This window comes from Rhizobium sp. BK251, assembly GCF_004345245.1.
Taxonomy (GTDB): domain Bacteria; phylum Pseudomonadota; class Alphaproteobacteria; order Rhizobiales; family Rhizobiaceae; genus Rhizobium.
Genome location: NZ_SLUQ01000013.1, coordinates 1 through 18,040, shown reverse-complemented (window position 1 = coordinate 18,040; position 18,040 = coordinate 1). Strand labels below are relative to the sequence as shown.

Here is an 18,040-nt window from a genome sequence, read left to right as displayed (position 1 = left end):
GAACGGCTCCGCTCTGTCGTTCAAAAATAGGAGACAATGCGTTCTGGTATTGGGGGCTATGCCCGAGCCGGCCAACGAACCATCTTTGGGTCAAGCAAATGCCCGCCGCTTGCGGGCAAGAAAGGGTTCCAAAATGCTCGACCAGATCAAAGGCCTGCACCACGTCACGTCCATGGCGGAGGATGCCCGCACCAACAACCAGTTCTTTACCCATGCGCTCGGACTGCGCCGCGTAAAGAAGACAGTGAACTTCGACGCTCCGGATGTCTATCACCTCTACTACGGCGACGAGACGGGTGCGCCGGGCACGATCATGACCTATTTCCCGTTCCCGAAGATGCCGCGCGGCCGTCCTGGCACCGGCGAAGTCGGTACGACCGTCTTCTCCGTTCCGGAAGGTTCCGCCGGTTTCTGGACCGAGCGTCTCGCCGGCCTCGGCGTTACCGGCCTCAAGACGGACGAAGCCTTCGGCCAGAAGCGCCTGCATTTTGCCGGTCCTGACGGCGACGGCTTTGCGCTTGTCGAAGTCAAGGACGACGACCGCCAGCCCTGGACGCATGGCGGCATCGACGCTGATCACGCCATTCGCGGATTCCACTCGGTCTCCATGCGGCTGCGCGACGAAGGCGCGACCGCCGAACTGTTGAAATACATGGGCTATCAGCTCCTCGATACCAAGGATGGCGTGAAGCGCTTCATAGTGCCCGGCGGGAACGGTGCCGACATCGTCGACATCGAAACGATGCCGAACATCAATCGCGCACTGCCGGGTGCCGGTTCCGTTCACCATGTCGCTTTCTCCGTCGAGAACCGCGCGAAGCAGCTCGAAGTTCGCAAGGCGCTGATGGATACCGGACACCAGGTCACGCCCGTCATCGACCGCGACTACTTCTGGGCGATCTATTTCCGCACGCCGGGTGGTGTGCTGTTCGAAATCGCCACGAACGAGCCGGGCTTTAACCGCGACGAGGACACCGCCCATCTCGGCGAGGCTCTGAAACTGCCCGAACAGCATGCCCATCTGCGCCAGCTCATCGAACAGCATCTCGAGCCGCTGGAAGCCTAAGCGGGAGCCATGACCATGACCGACAACAGCTATGTGCACCGGCTTAGGGCCGGTGCACCCGGAAAGCCCATTCTCTTCGTCTTCCACGGTACGGGCGGCGACGAGAACCAGTTCTTCGATTTCGGTAGCCGCCTCCTGCCCGAGGCGACGATCGTATCGCCACGCGGCGACGTTTCGGAATATGGCGCTGCGCGCTTCTTCCGTCGTACCGGCGAGGGGGTCTATGACATGGCCGACCTCGAGCGGGCGACTGCCAAGATGGCGGCCTATGTGAAGGCTCTTGCGAGCGAGCACGGGGCAAGCAAGGTGCTCGGCCTCGGCTTTTCCAACGGCGCGAACATCCTGGCGAACGTCGTCATCGAGCATGGCGATCTCTTCGACGCTTCGGTGCTGATGCATCCGCTCATTCCCTTCCGACCGAAGGACAATGCTGCCCTCGAAGGGCGCCAGGTGCTGATCACTGCGGGTGAACGCGATCCAATCTGCCCGGTGCCCTTGACGCAGGCTCTCGCGGATTATTTCGAGCACCAGAAGGCCGATGTCTCGGTCGAATGGCATCCCGGCGGCCATGACATACGGCCCAATGAAATAGAGGCAGTCCGCAAGCTGTTCGCGCCCTACGCGTGAAGTAGATTCCTTGCCTCGCCGATCGGAGCTTCCCCCCTTCGCTTCCCTCGGCAGGCGCCGGCGCGGTGTGCCCTTCGCGCCGGCGTTTTCGTGGCCGGATTGCAACCGTGGCGACATTTATGAATTCCGACGCCAAAGGGCGTTGGAACGCCTTGTGAGCGGTTCTCGCCGGCGATAACGATCTGCTTCGAATGGGGGAAGATTCGCAGTGACGCTCACCGAGCAGAAGCAATATCGCCTCGGTGTCGCATATGTGGCGCTGTCGGCACTCGCCTGGTCTTCATCCGGCATCTTCGTGCGCTCGATCAACGCCGACCTGATGACGATCCTCTTCTGGCGCGGCCTGGTCTCCGGCAGCGGCGTCTTTCTGCTGTTTTTCTATCTTGAACGTGATCGTGCCTGGCGGATCATCCGGCGGATGCGAGGCCCGTCTTTCGCGGTAACCGTGCTATCCACGGCGAGCATGATCAGCGGCATCGGCTCCATCTACTACACCTCCGTCGCGGATGCGCTGATGATCTATGCGACGGTGCCTTTCGTCACGGCGGGCGTCGCCTATCTGATGATCGGAGAGCGGCCAGGCCGAACGACGCTCATTGCCAGCGCCGTGGCTTTTGCCGGCGTTCTGGTGATGCTGACGGGAGAGCAGAGCGGCGGCGGCTGGCTCGGCAAGGGGCTTGCGGTCGTCATGACGCTGACGGTGGCCGGCCTTGCGACGGTGATGCGGCAGCACCGCGAGGTGCCCATGCTGCCGGCGATGGCGGCCTCTGCCTGGCTCTGTTCGCTCGTGACTTTCTGGTTTGCCGCGCCGATGGAGGTGTCGGGAAGAGACATCGGCCTCATCCTTGCCTTCGGCATCGTCCAGAACGCGATGGGCCTCAGCCTCTACACCTTCGGTTCGCGGCTGATCCCGGCTGCCGAGGCGAGCCTGATCACGGCTCTCGAGGTGCCGCTGACGCCGCTCTGGGTCTGGCTCTTCATCAACGAGCAACCGGCGCCCGCGACCTTGGTCGGCGGGCCGATCGTGCTTGCCGCTCTCTTCGGCCACATCCTTCTCGAGTTCCGCAAGAACCGCGCCCCCGCTGCAACGGAGGCCATTTGAATGGGCCGGGAAGAAAATCGTACTTTGCTAAAATTGTATCCATCGACTTAAAAGCCCTGAAAACCCTGTCGTGTAGCGTGTGATCCATTGGCGAGCGTGGTCGGACAGGGCTGCTGATCTCGTCAGGCCCTAAAGAGGATCGCAAGCGGACGCCGTTCGAAATGCGGCGCCAAGGACAGAGACGGGACAGGGACATGACCGCAAAATCGATCAAGGCCATTCTGATGGCGCTTGCAGCCATGGCAGGCGCGCAGCCGGCGCTCGCTTTCGGACCCGGTGGCTATGCGCGGGAATTCGCCGCGCTCGCAGTCGAGATGCCGGAGGACGAGGCAGAGCTGACACGCATCGGCTTTGTGCGACCGGAGATGCCGGTTCTTCTGCGACGCGAGAGCGATGCAGAAAAGGCGATCCTGGATCTCACATTCGAGAAGCACAGCTTGCTTCTTTCCATCGGTGCGGCAGTCAGCGACGGTCTTTGCAGCTTCGGCGACGACGCAAACCGTGCGAGAACCGCCGAGCTCGCGAGCGACTGAAGTCCTCTTGCGGCAGCATCTTCGACCGTCGCAATGGACCTGGCTCGCGTGATAACGCTTGAGATTGCTGCATCGCCGTTTCATGATCGATGATTGTGACGCGCGGTCTGCTAGAGAATTTCCTCTGGCGCGCTCGCCCGGCTCATTGCCGGCGTCAACTCCGCGTGCAGCCTGTCCAGATGCTTTGCTCACCCATGATGTATTCCCGCAAGTGCGGCTAAATCAGGAAGTCTGCATGAATTCGGCACTTTCCATCCGCACCATGCGTCCGGGCGAACTCGAACTCGCGCTGGAATGGGCAAGGCAGGAGGGCTGGAATCCCGGCCTCGACGACGCGCACGCCTTTCATGCGGCAGATCCCTCGGGCTTCCTTGTCGGCACGATCGGCGAGGTGCCGGTCGCCTGCATATCCGTTGTCAAATATGGCGACAGCTTTGCCTTTGTCGGGCTCTACATCGTCCACCCGGAGTTTCGCGGCAAGGGCCATGGCAAGGCGGTCTGGGACGCCGGAATGGCTTCGGCTGCAGGGCGGACGGTTGGTCTCGATGGAGTGGTGGAGCGGCAGTCCGACTACCGGCGGGCCGGCTTCGAGGTGGCGTACCGAACCATGCGCTATGGAGGCATTGTCGCCAACCCGTCGCAGGCCGGAGCCGATGTGCTGCCGGTCTCGGCTGAGCTGCTCGACGAGATCAGCCACTACGATGCCGGCATATTCCCGGCGATGCGTGCATCGTTTCTTACTGAGTGGTGCGGGTCGCAGGAAAAGCGCCGCACCTTCGTCGTGCGGGGCGAGGCCGGCATTCGCGGCTATGGAACGATCCGGCGATGCTTCGAAGGCTTCAAGATCGGCCCGCTTTTCGCCGATGACAGGCAGGCTGCGGAAGCGCTGATCGGAACGCTGCTGCGGGAGGCAAAAGGCCAGCGGGTCTACATCGACGTGCCTGCAGAGAATGACGAAGCGGTCCGGTTGGTGGCGGCACTCGGTCTCGAGCCCGGTTTCGAGACTGCCCGCATGTATCGGGGACCGGCGCCGGCTATTCCGCTCGAACGGGTTTTCGGCACTACCACGCTGGAACTGGGCTGAAGCTCTCTATTCGGCCGCGGCCGGCTTCTTCACCGCCACGACCGGCGGCCGGCCCTTCTCGGCGATGGCGATGCCGCCGAGGGTCAGGGCGAGCGCGACAATGTGGAAGACATGCAGCGTTTCGCCGATGAGGATAACCGAAAGCAGTGTGCCGAACACGGGGACGAGGTTGATAAAGAGGCCGGCCCGGTTCGCGCCGATGATCTCGACGCCGCGGATATAGAGGATCTGGGCGACGAGCGATGGGAAAAGCGCCGTGAAGAGCGTGATCGTCCAGCCGTAGCTGTCCGGCCAGATCAAGGCGTCATTCGATGCTTCCCAGAAGACGAGCGGGATCGAACCGAGAAGCGCGCCCAGCGCGGGAATCGCCATCAGGCTCTTCCAGTGAATCGCCGGCTTCCAGCGCAGCGAAATCGTGTAGACCGAATAGGCGATGACGGCGAGCAGCATCAGGCCGTCGCCGAAGTTGAGCGTCAACTGCAGGAGGGTCGCGAAATCCCCGTGGGCCGCGGTCAGCGCGACGCCGACGAGCGTCAGCGAAAAGCCGACCATCTGCGCCAACGAGACGCCCGCGCGGAAGAGCAGGAAATTGAGGAGGAATATGAGCATGGGAATGCCTGCCTGCTCGATCGCCGCGTTGATGGCGCTCGTGTATTGCAGTGCCGAATAAAGCATCGCATTGAAGCCGGTATAGCCGACGACGCCGAAGAATAAGAGGATGGGCAGGTGCTTGCGCACCACCGGCCAGTCTTTTTTCAGCTGCGGCAGGGAAATGACCACAATGATCGCGACCGCGAAGAACCATCGCCAGAAGGTGAGGAACATCGGGCTCACGTGACCCACCGCGAGCTTGCCGGCAACAGCGTTGCCGCCCCAGCAAAGAGTGGCGATGATGAGGGAGATATAGGCTGTCATCTGCAAGGCTGGATACTCGTACTGCGGCGGCCTGGAGGGGGCTGTGGCGTCTCTCCTCCGCCCAATAGCGCTGCGCAACCCGATCTGTCACGCAAAAAGCCGAATCTGGAGTGACAACAGGGTCGATTTCCAAAAAACAAACCATTATAGATGCGCGGGTTTGTGAACAGCGCGGGCAGTCTGCGCAAGAACGGGAATACTGAGATGACGAATGTCGTAGTGGTCGGTTCGCAGTGGGGCGATGAAGGCAAGGGCAAGATTGTCGACTGGCTTTCGGAACGCGCCGATATCGTGGTTCGCTTCCAGGGCGGACACAATGCCGGCCATACGCTTGTCATTGATGGAACCAGCTACAAGCTGTCGTTGCTGCCTTCGGGCGTCGTGCGCCCCGGCAAGATGGCGGTGATCGGCAACGGCGTCGTCGTCGATCCGCATGCGCTGATCGCCGAGATCGACAAGCTTGGGGGTCAGGGAGTCGTCATCTCGCCGGAGAACCTGCGAATCGCCGACAACGCGACTCTCATCCTGTCGCTGCACCGGGAGCTCGACGCGTTGCGCGAGGACGCTGCCTCCAACAGCGGCACCAAGATCGGCACCACGCGCCGCGGTATCGGTCCGGCCTATGAGGACAAGGTCGGCCGCCGTGCGATCCGCGTCATGGACCTCGCCGACCTGGACACGCTGCCGGGCAAGGTCGACCGCATCCTTACGCACCACAACGCACTGCGCCGCGGCCTGGGCGTCAACGAAGTGTCCCACGATGCGATCATGCAGGAACTGACATCGGTTGCCGATCGCGTTCTGCCTTTCCGCGAGACGGTCTGGGAACTGCTCGACAAGGAGCGCCGCAAGGGCGCGCGCATCCTCTTCGAGGGCGCGCAGGGCTCGCTGCTCGATATCGACCACGGCACCTATCCCTTCGTGACCTCGTCCAACACGGTGGCCGGACAGGCATCCGCCGGCTCCGGCATGGGCCCGGGCACGCTCGGCTACATCCTGGGGATCACCAAGGCCTACACCACCCGCGTCGGCGAAGGCCCGTTCCCCACCGAGCTCAAGGACGAGATCGGCCAGTTCCTCGGCGAGAAGGGCCATGAGTTTGGCACGGTGACAGGTCGCAAGCGTCGCTGCGGCTGGTTCGACGCGGCACTAGTGCGCCAGTCGGTCGCGACCAACGGGATAACCGGCATCGCGCTCACCAAGCTTGACGTGCTCGATGGCCTCGATGAACTGAAGATCTGCGTCGGCTACAAGCTCGACGGCGAGGAGATCGATCATCTTCCTGCCAGCCAGGGTGCGCAGGCTCGTGTCGAGCCGATATATGTGACGCTGGAAGGGTGGAAGGAATCGACGGTAGGCGCGCGGCGCTGGGCCGATCTGCCAGCCCAGGCGATCAAGTATGTGCGTCAGGTGGAGGAGCTGATTGGCGCCCCTGTGGCCCTTCTTTCCACAAGCCCTGAGCGCGACGACACCATACTTGTGACCGACCCTTTTGAGGACTAATGTCGCTCACCACCAAAAGGATGCGGCCCGAGTGATTCCGGGCGCCAAGAGAAAGTACTGATGGCGGATTTTGTTGCAGTCATCCGGCGGGCCGTAGATGGCTTGTCCGAAAATACGCCCGAGATGCGGGTGAAGGTGTACGAGCGTGCGCGCGGTGCCGTCCAGCGCCAGCTCGAGAGCATGAAGCCGCGTCCGCCGGAGCACATGCTGCAGCGCCAGCTGGAAAAGCTGGAAGCCGCGATCCGGGAGGTCGAAGGCGAACACGCCGAAGCCTTGCCGCCGATGGCGGATGCTGGGGCCGAAGTGCCGGCCGCCGTGCCGGATGAAGAGGCCCATGCCGCTCCTTATGAGCCGGTAGAGGAATACGCGCCGGCCAACGAGGCGCCTGAACATGTAGAGCCGGCGCCAGAAGAGGTTTACGAGGAGCACGCGACTGTCCGCGCCCATGGCGAGGATACCGAATCGGTCGAGGCGTACCCTGTCCATCATGAAGAGGCTGCTTCGCATGCAGTCGCTCCCGCCGACGAGGCCGCGGAGGACTGGCGCCACGCCGAGGCTCATCAGCCCGAAGAGCCGGTGGCATATGCACCGGCCGAGCCGGTTGCCGCTTCGCCCAGCCAGCACCCCGAAGCGGAAGCCGTCGAGGAAGAGGCCGAGATTCGCTATCCCTTTGACGGGCCTGCGCATCACGGCGTGGAGCCGGTCGCCTACGAGGGATCCGGCGACGCGTTCATCGAGCGGACGCAGGACGAGCCGCTGCAGACCGACGGGTCGGCTCACTTCAAGCAGCCCTGGTTCGAGCCGGCGCCGGAAACGCCTGTCGAACCGCAGTCCAGCTGGGAACCCGCCCAGCCCGAGGAGCCCCGGAAGCCTGCCGCTACTGTTGCGCTCGCCGCGGAACCTGCGAACGACATCCCGCCAGCTGACGAGCAGGTGGCCGCGAAGATGCCGGCGGCGACGGAGAACTTTGGCTGGGAAGCCGCGGCCTTCGACGACCTTCCGCCCGTTGAGCCCGTTCCCGCGAAGAAAGCTTCGGCTTCCGCGCAGTTCGGGGATGATGATCTCTTCGCCGACGTTCACGGAAAAGCCGATGCGTCGAAATCCAAGGAAGGTTCGACAGGCGACTGGCGCCACGTCGAGGAACTGACCGGATTCGGCAAGGCCGACATGGGTGCGGCCGAAACGAAGGAAGGCGCTTCCACGCAGCCGGATCTCGACCAGCTCGTCGCAGCAAAGCTTCAGGGCAAGAGCTTCCGCATGGAACCGAAGCGGCGGCGCTTCGGCATCGGGACGATTTTGACGATCCTCGTCGTTCTCGCCATCCTCGGCGGGAGCGGATATGCCGCATGGCTGAACCGCGATGCCCTGAATGACATGCTGGCTGGTCTCGTAAGCTCGGCACGCCAGGCGACGAACGTCGACACGCCACCAGCGGAGGAGCAGGCAGCAGCCCCGCCGGCCGCAACTACGCCCGCGCCCCAGACGCCAGCACCTGCAACGCCGGCGCCCACGGCGGCTGCGCCTAGCGCACCTGCGGCAACTACCCCGCCGCGGGATACGGCCGCGCTCGACAACAATGCCAGCGACACGAAGTTCACGCAGCGCCTGCTTGCGGATGGCACGGAAATAGACAACGGCCCGGCCGCTGTGCCCGGGCAGCCTGCAGTCGAAGGCAGGTCTGTCTCCGAGCAGAACGTGGCAGCCGCCGATGTACCGCCGGCGCAGGGCGATACGACTGCTCCGGCGGCGACGAACGGCTCCGATCTTCCGCAGACCACGGCTTCGGCCGCGACGAACGGCGCGGTGCAGAAGATGTTCCTCTACGAGGAGCGCCTCGGCCAGTCCTCGCCGACGGCGATCGAAGGCTCGGTCACATGGTCCGTACAGCAGGAAGCCGATGACGACGGCCGGACGGCACCGACCGTCCAGGGCAAGGTCAGCGTGCCCGAGCGCAATCTGTCCGCCCTGATCACGTTCAAGCGGAATGGCGATCCGTCTCTGCCCGCAAGCCATCTCGTCGAGATCGTCTTCTCGCTTCCGCCAAACTTCGAAGGCGGCAGCATCGACAGCGTCCAGCGGATCGCGATGAAGCAGACCGAGCAGGATCGCGGTGACGCTCTGATCGCCGTGCCGGCCAAGATCACCGACGACTTCTACATGGTGGCGCTCAACGACTATCCGGATGCCCGCAAGGCCAATCTCGATCTTCTCGGCACGAGAAACTGGATCGACATTCCGGTGACGTACCGCAATGGCCGCCGCGCGCTGCTGACGATGGAGAAGGGTCCAGCCGGGGTCGAAGCATTCAATACGGCGATCAAGGCGTGGACGGCACTCGGCGACACTTCTACCAGCCAGTAGCTCTCCGCTGGCAACTGACATGAAAAAGGCGGGCCGCGATGAGCGGCCCGCCTTTTGACTGTTCAGGAGCGGATATCAGAGCTCAAGGCGTCGCTTCGACGACCCTTACGGCCTTGGCGCGCTCGCGCGCTTCCTGGCGCACTGCTTCCTGTACCTTCTCGAAGGCACGGACCTCAATCTGGCGGACGCGCTCGCGGCTGATGTCGAACTCGGCCGAAAGGTCCTCGAGCGTCACCGGCTCGTCGGACAGGCGGCGAGCTTCGAAGATGCGACGCTCGCGTTCGTTCAGCACGGACAGCGCCTTTGCCAACATGCGACGGCGCGTGTCGAGTTCGTCCTGCTCGATGAGGACTTCTTCCTGGCTGTCATGGGTATCCACGAGCCAATCCTGCCACTGGCCGGAATCGCCCTCGGAAGCCTTGATCGGCGCGTTCAGCGATGCATCGCCGGAGAGGCGGCGGTTCATCGACACGACCTCCTCCTCGGAAACGTTCAGGCGCCGCGCGATCTCGGCCACCTGATCGGGCTTCAGATCGCCATCATCGATCGCCTGAATACGGCCCTTGAGGCGGCGCAGGTTGAAGAACAGCCGCTTCTGGTTGGCTGTCGTGCCCATTTTCACGAGCGACCAGGACCGAAGGATATATTCCTGGATCGAGGCCTTGATCCACCACATGGCATAGGTTGCCAGGCGGAAGCCACGTTCCGGATCGAACTTCTTGACGGCCTGCATCAGGCCGACGTTACCTTCGGACACGACTTCGCCGATCGGCAGCCCGTAGCCGCGATAGCCCATCGCGATCTTCGCGACGAGGCGCAGGTGGCTGGTGACGAGCTTATGCGCGGCCTGACGGTCGCCATGCTCTGCATACCGCTTGGCGAGCATGTACTCTTCCTGCGGCTCGAGCATCGGAAATTTGCGGATTTCGTCGAGATAACGGTTGAGACCGGCTTCGCCGGCGGTAATGGACGGCAAGGTATTTCGGGTCATCTAGCACCCTCCTATATATAACTCCGGCTCCCCGATAGATGCTTCGCATCGAAGGCGAACCAGGCCGTGCGGCTCCATTGAGCCCGCACTAAACCAATATACAAATAAGTACGGCGAAACAGTGATTCAAGGCACAAGGCCGGGTCACGATGCCGTTATTACCTGTCAGCCATTTCGCAGTGCTTCGGCGAGTTTTTCCATGTCTTCGGGCAGCGGAGCTTCGAAATGCATGACCTCGCCCGTACGCGGATGCTCGAACTGCAGCAGGTAGGCATGGAGGGCCTGGCGCGGGAAGCGGCTGACCAGCTTGCGGGCCTCGTCCGGAAGGAGATTGGCCTTGGTCTTGAAGCCGGCGCCGTAGACGGTGTCTCCAAGAAGCGGGTGTCCGATATGGGCCATGTGGACGCGGATCTGGTGGGTCCGGCCTGTCTCCAGGTGGCAGTCGATCAGCGAGGCGAGCGCCGTCGCGTCCGGGGCCTCGTGGAAGCGCTCAAGCACCTCGTAGTGGGTGATCGCCTCATCGGCATCCGGATTGTCGTCGCGCTTCACTGCACGCTTCGTCCGGTCGCCTACGGAACGGCCGAGCGGAGCGTCGATCGTGCCGGTGAGCGCCCTCGGTCTTCCCCAGACGATCGCACGGTAGGCGCGTTCGAGGGGCGTGGTCCTGCCGTGATCAGCAAACTGCTGCGAGAGATGGCGGTGGGCGATGTCGTTCTTTGCGACGACCATCACGCCCGTCGTATCCTTGTCCAGCCGATGAACGATGCCCGGGCGGCGGACGCCGCCGATGCCCGAGAGGCTCTCGCCGCAATGATGGATCAGTGCGTTGACGAGCGTGCCTGTCCAGTTGCCTGCCGCAGGATGCACGACAAGGCCAGCGGGCTTGGAGATGACGATGAGATCATCGTCTTCGTAGAGCACATCGAGCGGGATGTCCTCGCCTTTCGGCGTCGGGTCCTCGGGCGGGGGCAGGGTGATCTCGAAGCTCTCACCGGCACGCACCTTGCGATGCGGATCGGTCATGGCCGCGCCGTTCAGAAGCACGGCGCCCTCCTTGATGAGTGACTTGACGCGGCTGCGGGAGAACTCCTCGCCGAGCTTTGCGGTGATCCATGCATCGAGCCGGCCTTCGGCGCTTTCATCGGCGGTCAGGACTTTCCTATTGTCCGTCGCTTGTTTAAAGGGGTCGCTCAAGACGCTTATTCTCCGGCAGATATGAAACAGGGACGCCATCGATGACGAATTTCGAGCCAGACGATAAGGAAGAAAAGCCCCTCGATCCGGCGATGGAAAATGTCCGGCGCAAGATGGTGCGTCTCCAGATCGTCTCCGGCGCCATCATGGTCGTCAGCCTTATGGCGGTCTTCGGCGCGATTGTCTACAAGACGACCCACAACGCGACCAAGCAAGAAGTCGCACCGACCGCCGGCATCTCGGTGCCCGCGGATGCGCCGCGTGCGGCCACGGCCGCGCTGCCTGACGGTTTCAGCGTCCAGTCGGTCGCGTTTTCGGGCAGCCAGATCCTCTTCTACGGCATGCTGCAGGGTGGCCAACGCAAGGCGATCGTCTTCGATATCGGCGTCGGCCGTATCGTCGCCGACGTTTCCATCACCGGCAATTGAGACCCGAACCGATGGCCGGGCGCCGCCTCATTGCCATCGAAAGCGCCGAGGATCCGCGGATTGCTGAGTTTCGCGATATCCGCGAGCGCGACCTGATAGGACGCCAGAGCCGTTTCATCGCGGAAGGCACGGTCGTCCTGCGGGTGCTGGCTGCCGCCCAGGAACGGGGTCGGGGCTTTGCGGCCGAAAAGATCCTGCTTCTCAAGAACCGGGTGGAAGGCGTCGGTGACGTCCTGGACGCATTTCCGGCGGAAGTGCCTGTCTATGTGGCCGAGGCGAACGTGCTGGACGGCATCGTCGGATTCAACCTGCACCGCGGCGTGCTCGCGCTCGGCTGCCGCAGTGAGGAGGGCGGTCTCGAGGGCCTCGTGGGAAGCCTGCCGGAACGGTCCCTGGTTCTGGTCGGCAGCGGTATTTCCAACCATGACAATGTCGGCTCGATGTTCCGCAATGCGGCGGCGTTCGGCGCGGATGCACTCCTGCTCGACGCCACGTGCTGCGATCCTCTCTATCGCAAGGCGCTTCGGGTATCGGTCGGCTCGGTGCTGACGGTTCCCTATCACCGCGGCGGCAGCGCGATGGAACTGCTCGGTGTTCTCGCTTCGCATGGCTTTGCGATCTGGAGCCTTTCGCCTCGCGGCGAGGCTGACATCCGGAAACTGCCGGTTTCGGACAGGATGGCGCTGGTTGTCGGGACGGAAGGCGATGGGTTGCCGGAAGCTATTCTCTCGGCCTTCGGAAGTGCCCGCATTCCCCAGTCCCCCGGCCTCGACAGCCTGAACGTGGCGACCGCGACCGGTATCGCGCTCTTCGCCATGTCTTCGGCGATGGGAAAGACCTGAAGAGCCCTATCCCCGCTGTTCGGAAAGGATCTTTGCGGCTCTCGCGGCGAGGCTCAGCCGCTCGCCGCTTGTGTCTGCATTTTCCGGCAGGAGATCATAGATCGGCGACGTCCGGCCTTCCTGCAATGCAGTGAGGGCAACCATCTCGGCGCCAATGGCGGCGATCTCCTCGCGCAACGCCTGCTCGTGTCCGGGCGTGCCGGCATTCATGAGTCGCTCGGAAAGTGCCGTGCTGCGGTTGCGCGCATCGTCCGAGAGATGCGCGATTTCCACCTCCACCGGCCGCTCGGGCAGTGCGGCGAGGGAGGGAGGCGTGTCGTGGTCGCTGACGTTTTCTTCGCCGGCGGGAAGTGCGCTGGGGGAGCCGTTGATCTGCCGAAGCGAGGGAGCAGGCTTGGCGCTTGCGGCGCGGAGAGTCCTTGCGGCTTCGCGCGCTTCCGCATTTGCGGCCTTCAGCTTCTCCTTGAGCTTGGCGATTTCCTGCATGCGGCGTTCGATGAGACTGTCCTTGTCGGCGCTGCCTGCGGCTTCGCGATTGAGCTTGTCCTGCAGGCGCAGCACGTTGTGCTCCTCCTGGGTCAGGCGCGCCTCGGCGTCCTTGGCGCGTGTCGTGAGAAGGCTTGCTTCCCGCTGCAGCGCATCGCGCTCCTCGCGGAGCGACTTAGCGCGGAACTTCAGGCTCTCGATCTCCGTCTCGCGCGTTGCGATGTCGATCTTCAGATTGTCCGTATCGGCGGCGATCTTGAGCAGGCGCTTCTGAAGGGCCTCGATGTCGGCATCCTTGGCCGTGCTCGCCTGTTCAGCTGCGTGCAGGCTCACCTTCAACTGCCCGATATGGCCTTCCTCCCGGCGCAAGCGTGAACGGAGATCGCCGGCGTCGACGTTCATTTCGTTCATTTGTGCCTGCATGTCGCTGTTTTCGGCGGCCAGGCGGGCAGCCTCTTTTGCAAGAGTGTCATGACGAAGCTGCAGCGAGACGCCCTTTTCGCGTTCGCGCGTCAGGTCCTGGGCTGTCTTGGCATTCTCGGCGGCGTAAAGCGCGCGGACCATATCCTTCTGCGCCCGCACTTCCTGCGGGCTCAGCGGCATAGTCGCCTTCATGCGGTGCTCGGTATACGAGACGATGCGCCGGTGGACGGCCGGGGCGACGAGAAAGCCGAGGAAGGCTGCCGTCAGAAAACCCAGCCCGAACAACAATGCGAATTCGATCACGGCAGGGCCATCACCTGGGTTTGATATCGTCTAGAGATGGATGATTAAACACGGCCCATGCCGAGGGGCAAGTAGCATGTTCGCGAGGCCGGCGCATGCCGGCTCTCGCCAAGGGCGTTCGCTGACCTCAGAAAGGGTTCCAGGTCGGAGTGGGGGTAACTTTCAGGTAGCCTACGTTTATGCCGAGGCGTGCGCCGACGCCGGTGCGGATCGGGACGATCAGCACGTTGTCGTTCTTCAGCACTGTCATGCCGACGCCGGCGACGACGAAGGCAGATCCGCTGACGCCGCCGAAGCGGGCATAGACGCTTTGGGTCGATGGCAAATCATAGACCAGCATCATGACGCGCGTGCCCTGGCCACCATAGTCGAGGCCGAGGGATGGGCCTTGCCAGAAGAGCGGATAGTTGCCGGCATTCTTGGTGTTGAGCTGGCCTTCGCCGTAGGTCAGGCCCGCGATGAATGCACCTGAGCCCTCCTGGCCGAGAATGTAGCCGTTCGGCAGCCCGTAGCGTTCGAAGGCGGCCTCGATCACCTTTGCGAGTCCGCCGCTGGTTGAGCCGAAGAAGTTGTGTCCGGCGTCGACCATTTCCTGCATCGTGTACTGTTCATTGCCCGCTGCGACGGCAGTCTGCGTGACAGGCGACGCGAAAGCTACCGTCGCTGTCATTGCTGCAATCATGCAGAATCGAGCAATTTTTCGCATGGACAGAAAGCGCATGATGTCATCCGTTCATTTGCGGTTCGTTCGATTCATTTTGCTCCGATCGTCTTAACAATCGGTTAAGCATTACCGTTAAGCTTAAGTCATTGTTAATACTATAGTTTAGAAAATACGAATACTAGGAATACTTGCATTTGCGCAGCCATGACTTGTATTCCGTGAGTTTGACTTTTTCTGTGGATCGCTGAATCATACAGAAACTACGACCGCTATCGATACCTCCCATATCACTACGATTTCGGCAAAAGCGCGGCCCGCCACGGGTCCGCCAATGGGAGAACTTTGTCATGCTGAGCAAACGGCGACTGACCGGGACGATCTCTAACTACCGTTTTTATGCGCAATCGCTAGCGACGGCGAGCAACAGCTTGCTGGGGGAGCTAAACGATTGGGAGACCGACGGCGATCTGACTACCAAAATAGGTAAATCGCTCGCCGCGATTATCACATCACTAGACGCACTCCAACACTTCAAGGCCGAGATGAAACGATCGCCACTGATGCCGAAAAGGAGGAACGCAGATGCCGCGTGAAATCACGAGCAACGACGAACTGATCAGAACCCTTAACAATATGAGAGACGGAGTTGAAGGACTGGCCGAGTTTGTAGAAGGCGATAGGAGGTGGCTGGCGGGGGAGAGGGCGAGGGTCTTAGCTTACCTCGGCATCCCTGATGACGGTACATTGCCAAAAACAGATGACGAGAACTCAAGCCCTTGAATTCATGAGACATTCCGCAAGATAAGGCTTTGTGGAACCTTGGGTTGCCTGTTACTATTACCGTGCAATCACGGGTAAGGAGTTACAGGAGGACAGCATGGAATTTCCTGACGATCTGCTGACGGTCGAAGAAACCGCCGCGTTCGCCCAACGCTCCATTTGGACGGTCTATATTTGGTGCAGCGAGCGGCGAATCGACAGCTGGAAAATTCGCGGACGACGCTACTTCAGTCGCGCTGATGTCGAGCGCTACATCTTCAAGTTTGATCCGGCACGGACGGAACCGAAGACCGAACCAGCCGAATAAAGCAGCGCCGCCTCCCGGCAAGGAGACGGCGCTTTTTCTGTGTTGGCGAACACTGAAACCATAGGAGGTGAAGGCCTATGTTCGCAAATATTAGCAAAGTCTCAGCGGGCACCACAAGTTGTTTGTTTGGTGTCTTTACACGTCACCTGAACCAAGGGGGCGTGTCATGCGACGAGTAGCCGAACGCCCGCGCGGCGATGAAATTGCGTGCACGGTGATCGAGCATCGCGGACTGTCTGCACTGGCGCAGGATTTCCCTGTCTCGCTCATATGGGGACTTCCGCCTGCACTCAGCCACCATCGCACTGAAGAGGACTGGCGGTTGAAACGGCTGCGCAGCGTACATCGCACCATGGACAAGCTGCTAGCCAGTACCGGCGTCTACCCATGGGTGCTCGGCTTGCACGACCGCAAGGGCTGCTTGATCGTCATCATCGATGACATGGCCTCGCCGGTACATGCAGATACCTGCCTGCAAGCGGCATGCGTTGCTTGGGCCTCTCTGAACGAATGTGAGGTGGCCGTGGTACGCCGCGACGTTGGCAGGAGGCGACCCGCGAATGCTCGGATACGCGGAGGCGGTATTGCCATCGATGGTGAGTGGTACGTCGTGACTGACTATGAAGAAGCCTGAAATGAAAACGCCCCCGTTCTGGGACGGGGGCGCTTCAGAGAACCGTCAGGCCCGCTAAAACCTTCTGGTGCAATTATGATACACACATATCCCGCAGATTGCAATTATCACCCACCTTAGCCCAGCCAATGCGCCCTACCACGAGGCCATGGGCGGATGCCTCCTCACTTCAACATGGGAGGGCGGCATGGCCGAAGACAAACATGGCTATTGGGATTTCGAAAAGTACCAAGAAGGCGATTTGAGCGGTGAGGGTTATCTTCCAGATGACCAAGGGCGCTACTATCACCTAGCCCGCCGCGCCAGGGACAACGGTTGGCGCAACCTCATTCCGATCAGCCCCGGAAGCAAAGCTTGCTATGTTACGGGTTGGGATAGGTGGGGACGGGAAGAGCCGACGGATGCAGAAATCCGCGACTGGATTGAGGGCAGTCGGCGCAAGGGACTAGGGGAGCATATCGGGTTTGGGTTTGCCCACAATGGAACCCTCATCGTCATCGACCTCGATTATGAGGACGAGAATGACGTAAAGAGGCGGTTGCGGTATCTCTCGGAGAACGTCCCAGGCACTCCGATGATACGGATTGGCAAGTCTCCGGGCTGTCAAATCTACTACCGTGCTGGACCCACCGCCTATGGGCGGCAATGTGGCCCTGAAATCTTCCACCTGAACAAGCAAACTGTTTTGTTCGGCTGGCACGCCAGGGCGGAACGTTCCTACAGGTGGAAAGGTGGCTCACCCGCCTGCCGCAGGCTGATCGATGTCCCCAAAATTCATGGCAAGGACATCGACGGCTTCCTGATGAGGTTCGGGCATGACCGTATGCCAGGCAGGCAAGGCGGCATGGTTATGTCCATCCTCAAGGACTGGAAGGGTCTTGACCCGATGACGCTCAACGACATGGCAGCACGGCTTTCCTTGGCGACGAAAAGCATGCGCCATCCCACCTGCCAAGCCTTGGTGAGCTACGCCTATTTCTACATGTATTCGGTCGAGGATATCACCGCTGTCTTGCAGCCGGTCTTCTTAAGCCTGTTTGAGCGTGGGGAGCGGCGCGGCCTTGTCAGGGAGTTTGAGGGACTTATCAAATACGCCGTGGACGAGAACAACAGGGCTATTAAAGGCATCACTGTTCCGGGGGTGCCGCTATGACGAAGCCCATCGCCCCTTACCACCACAGCTTCTATGATGGCTACCGAGGACATGCGCTGGACCCGGAAGACTACTCCCTTGATGACTTGCCAGAGGACTTGCGCACGGCAATCGTTGAGGGCTGTCACCCTAACCGCAAGGTTGGCGTGGTACTGAACAGCACCGCTTTGTTCGCTGTGCTTATCCGCTTGGTAGACCTTGATTGGACAGACGGCGCCCTCGATGCCCTGATGACCAGCGAGCATTCAATCGCGCGGCTGAGCTGTCACCAGAAAGCGCGCTGGCGGCAGGCGATGATTAGTCAAGCGCGAACGCGCTACGCTATCACCAAGTCTGAACTGAAATGCTCCATGGTGAAGGTGCCCGGTACTGGCATCGTGTCAGGCGGCACTGTTATCCCGCCGCGATATGTTCGCGACAATACCAAACAGCCCTATCCATGGTTCGATAACGTCCGCTACCTGCTTTTCAACAACCTTGGCGTTGAGCGCATACGGCATGACATGGCGTGCGGTGAGATTGTCATCGACCATGACCATTCGGTGCTGAGTGTCAAGCGAATCGAGGAATTGACCCCTTTGCCGAATTGAAGAACTGACCCCTCATTGGTTTGCGGTTTCATTGGGTTCGAGCGTCGCTCCGGC

The 18,040-nt window shown here is 61.5% G+C and carries 20 protein-coding genes; 15 read left to right on the top strand and 5 right to left on the bottom strand.

The genetic code is table 11. From position 1 onward, the window contains the following. The first annotated feature begins 133 nt into the window (after positions 1-133). From EV286_RS27775 to EV286_RS27755, 5 genes are all read left to right on the top strand, one after another. Positions 134-1,066: a VOC family protein gene (locus EV286_RS27775; RefSeq protein WP_132960487.1), complete on the top strand. Its 933-nt coding sequence runs from the start codon at positions 134-136 to the stop codon at positions 1,064-1,066. 15 nt (positions 1,067-1,081) lie between these two features. Further along, positions 1,082-1,693, top strand: coding sequence for an alpha/beta hydrolase (locus EV286_RS27770; RefSeq protein ID WP_132960486.1), 612 nt, complete (start codon positions 1,082-1,084; stop codon positions 1,691-1,693). A gap of 208 nt (positions 1,694-1,901) precedes the next feature. After that, complete coding sequence (locus EV286_RS27765) at positions 1,902-2,795, top strand: DMT family transporter (RefSeq protein WP_132960485.1); 894 nt, start codon at positions 1,902-1,904, stop codon at positions 2,793-2,795. 194 nt (positions 2,796-2,989) lie between these two features. Continuing rightward, entirely contained in the window at positions 2,990-3,328 is a 339-nt protein-coding gene (locus tag EV286_RS27760; protein ID WP_132960484.1) for a hypothetical protein, read from the top strand. 235 nt (positions 3,329-3,563) lie between these two features. Further along, the gene (locus EV286_RS27755; RefSeq protein WP_132960483.1) at positions 3,564-4,412 is read left to right on the top strand and encodes a GNAT family N-acetyltransferase; all 849 of its coding nucleotides are present in this window, start codon (positions 3,564-3,566) and stop codon (positions 4,410-4,412) included. Positions 4,413-4,418: 6 nt separating this feature from the next. Here the strand turns inward: EV286_RS27755 and EV286_RS27750 are convergent, their stop codons facing one another. Next, positions 4,419-5,333: a DMT family transporter gene (locus tag EV286_RS27750; RefSeq protein WP_132960482.1), complete on the bottom strand. Its 915-nt coding sequence runs from the start codon at positions 5,331-5,333 to the stop codon at positions 4,419-4,421. A 198-nt stretch (positions 5,334-5,531) separates the two neighbouring features. On the opposite strand from EV286_RS27750, the gene EV286_RS27745 reads away from it, so the two are divergent. Both EV286_RS27745 and EV286_RS27740 read left to right on the top strand, forming a co-directional pair. Further along, positions 5,532-6,830 carry an adenylosuccinate synthase gene (locus EV286_RS27745; RefSeq protein WP_132960481.1) on the top strand — a complete coding sequence of 433 codons (1,299 nt, stop codon included), beginning with the start codon at positions 5,532-5,534 and terminating at the stop codon, positions 6,828-6,830. Between the two features lie 60 nt (positions 6,831-6,890). Beyond that, on the top strand, positions 6,891-9,191 hold the full coding sequence (locus EV286_RS27740; protein WP_132960480.1) for a hypothetical protein: 2,301 nt from the start codon (positions 6,891-6,893) through the stop codon (positions 9,189-9,191). An 82-nt stretch (positions 9,192-9,273) separates the two neighbouring features. Here EV286_RS27740 and rpoH read toward each other — a convergent pair whose 3' ends face one another. Both rpoH and EV286_RS27730 read right to left on the bottom strand, forming a co-directional pair. Further along, a complete protein-coding gene (gene rpoH / locus EV286_RS27735; RefSeq protein WP_132960479.1) occupies positions 9,274-10,182 on the bottom strand; it encodes an RNA polymerase sigma factor RpoH in 909 nt (302 codons plus the stop codon). Between the two features lie 165 nt (positions 10,183-10,347). Beyond that, complete coding sequence (locus EV286_RS27730) at positions 10,348-11,376, bottom strand: RluA family pseudouridine synthase (protein ID WP_132960478.1); 1,029 nt, start codon at positions 11,374-11,376, stop codon at positions 10,348-10,350. A gap of 41 nt (positions 11,377-11,417) precedes the next feature. On the opposite strand from EV286_RS27730, the gene EV286_RS27725 reads away from it, so the two are divergent. Next, positions 11,418-11,804, top strand: a complete 387-nt coding sequence (locus tag EV286_RS27725) for a hypothetical protein (protein WP_132960477.1) — start codon at positions 11,418-11,420, stop codon at positions 11,802-11,804. Positions 11,805-11,815: 11 nt separating this feature from the next. Beyond that, positions 11,816-12,646, top strand: coding sequence for an RNA methyltransferase (locus EV286_RS27720; RefSeq protein WP_132960476.1), 831 nt, complete (start codon positions 11,816-11,818; stop codon positions 12,644-12,646). A 6-nt stretch (positions 12,647-12,652) separates the two neighbouring features. Here the strand turns inward: EV286_RS27720 and EV286_RS27715 are convergent, their stop codons facing one another. Together EV286_RS27715 and EV286_RS27710 are read right to left on the bottom strand one after the other, a co-directional pair. Next, positions 12,653-13,858 carry a hypothetical protein gene (locus EV286_RS27715; RefSeq protein ID WP_132960475.1) on the bottom strand — a complete coding sequence of 402 codons (1,206 nt, stop codon included), beginning with the start codon at positions 13,856-13,858 and terminating at the stop codon, positions 12,653-12,655. Positions 13,859-13,985: 127 nt separating this feature from the next. Continuing rightward, the gene (locus EV286_RS27710; protein WP_245500855.1) at positions 13,986-14,528 is read right to left on the bottom strand and encodes an EipA family protein; all 543 of its coding nucleotides are present in this window, start codon (positions 14,526-14,528) and stop codon (positions 13,986-13,988) included. Between the two features lie 341 nt (positions 14,529-14,869). Between EV286_RS27710 and EV286_RS27705 the strand changes: the two genes are divergently transcribed. The 6 genes from EV286_RS27705 to EV286_RS27680 all read left to right on the top strand — a co-directional run bounded on the left by EV286_RS27705 (position 14,870) and on the right by EV286_RS27680 (position 17,986). Beyond that, complete coding sequence (locus EV286_RS27705; RefSeq protein WP_132960474.1) at positions 14,870-15,115, top strand: hypothetical protein; 246 nt, start codon at positions 14,870-14,872, stop codon at positions 15,113-15,115. Next, the gene (locus EV286_RS27700; RefSeq protein ID WP_132960473.1) at positions 15,105-15,302 is read left to right on the top strand and encodes a hypothetical protein; all 198 of its coding nucleotides are present in this window, start codon (positions 15,105-15,107) and stop codon (positions 15,300-15,302) included. The genes EV286_RS27705 and EV286_RS27700 overlap by 11 nt, the downstream gene beginning before the upstream one ends. 97 nt (positions 15,303-15,399) lie before the next feature. After that, positions 15,400-15,609 (top strand): helix-turn-helix domain-containing protein, encoded by a 210-nt coding sequence (locus EV286_RS27695; RefSeq protein ID WP_132960472.1) that lies wholly within the window; start codon positions 15,400-15,402, stop codon positions 15,607-15,609. 166 nt (positions 15,610-15,775) lie between these two features. Next, complete coding sequence (locus EV286_RS27690; protein ID WP_132960471.1) at positions 15,776-16,243, top strand: hypothetical protein; 468 nt, start codon at positions 15,776-15,778, stop codon at positions 16,241-16,243. A 187-nt stretch (positions 16,244-16,430) separates the two neighbouring features. Further along, entirely contained in the window at positions 16,431-17,396 is a 966-nt protein-coding gene (locus EV286_RS27685) for a bifunctional DNA primase/polymerase (RefSeq protein ID WP_165932965.1), read from the top strand. After that, positions 17,393-17,986, top strand: coding sequence for a hypothetical protein (locus EV286_RS27680; RefSeq protein WP_132960469.1), 594 nt, complete (start codon positions 17,393-17,395; stop codon positions 17,984-17,986). The genes EV286_RS27685 and EV286_RS27680 overlap by 4 nt, the downstream gene beginning before the upstream one ends. The last annotated feature ends 54 nt before the right edge of the window (positions 17,987-18,040 follow it).

What these genes read in the sequence shown, in the direction of transcription:
- EV286_RS27680 (WP_132960469.1), top strand. Translation starts at nt 17,393, where the DNA reads ATGACGAAGCCCATCGCCCCTTACCACCACAGCTTCTATGATGGCTAC.
- EV286_RS27740 (WP_132960480.1), top strand. Translation starts at nt 6,891, where the DNA reads ATGGCGGATTTTGTTGCAGTCATCCGGCGGGCCGTAGATGGCTTGTCC.
- EV286_RS27720 (WP_132960476.1), top strand. Translation starts at nt 11,816, where the DNA reads ATGGCCGGGCGCCGCCTCATTGCCATCGAAAGCGCCGAGGATCCGCGG.
- EV286_RS27770 (WP_132960486.1), top strand. Translation starts at nt 1,082, where the DNA reads ATGACCGACAACAGCTATGTGCACCGGCTTAGGGCCGGTGCACCCGGA.
- EV286_RS27690 (WP_132960471.1), top strand. Translation starts at nt 15,776, where the DNA reads ATGCGACGAGTAGCCGAACGCCCGCGCGGCGATGAAATTGCGTGCACG.
- EV286_RS27755 (WP_132960483.1), top strand. Translation starts at nt 3,564, where the DNA reads ATGAATTCGGCACTTTCCATCCGCACCATGCGTCCGGGCGAACTCGAA.
- EV286_RS27700 (WP_132960473.1), top strand. Translation starts at nt 15,105, where the DNA reads ATGCCGCGTGAAATCACGAGCAACGACGAACTGATCAGAACCCTTAAC.
- EV286_RS27775 (WP_132960487.1), top strand. Translation starts at nt 134, where the DNA reads ATGCTCGACCAGATCAAAGGCCTGCACCACGTCACGTCCATGGCGGAG.
- EV286_RS27705 (WP_132960474.1), top strand. Translation starts at nt 14,870, where the DNA reads ATGCTGAGCAAACGGCGACTGACCGGGACGATCTCTAACTACCGTTTT.
- EV286_RS27710 (WP_245500855.1), bottom strand. Translation starts at nt 14,528, where the DNA reads ATGACAGCGACGGTAGCTTTCGCGTCGCCTGTCACGCAGACTGCCGTC.
- EV286_RS27760 (WP_132960484.1), top strand. Translation starts at nt 2,990, where the DNA reads ATGACCGCAAAATCGATCAAGGCCATTCTGATGGCGCTTGCAGCCATG.
- EV286_RS27695 (WP_132960472.1), top strand. Translation starts at nt 15,400, where the DNA reads ATGGAATTTCCTGACGATCTGCTGACGGTCGAAGAAACCGCCGCGTTC.
- EV286_RS27725 (WP_132960477.1), top strand. Translation starts at nt 11,418, where the DNA reads ATGACGAATTTCGAGCCAGACGATAAGGAAGAAAAGCCCCTCGATCCG.
- rpoH (WP_132960479.1), bottom strand. Translation starts at nt 10,182, where the DNA reads ATGACCCGAAATACCTTGCCGTCCATTACCGCCGGCGAAGCCGGTCTC.
- EV286_RS27685 (WP_165932965.1), top strand. Translation starts at nt 16,431, where the DNA reads ATGGCCGAAGACAAACATGGCTATTGGGATTTCGAAAAGTACCAAGAA.
- EV286_RS27745 (WP_132960481.1), top strand. Translation starts at nt 5,532, where the DNA reads ATGACGAATGTCGTAGTGGTCGGTTCGCAGTGGGGCGATGAAGGCAAG.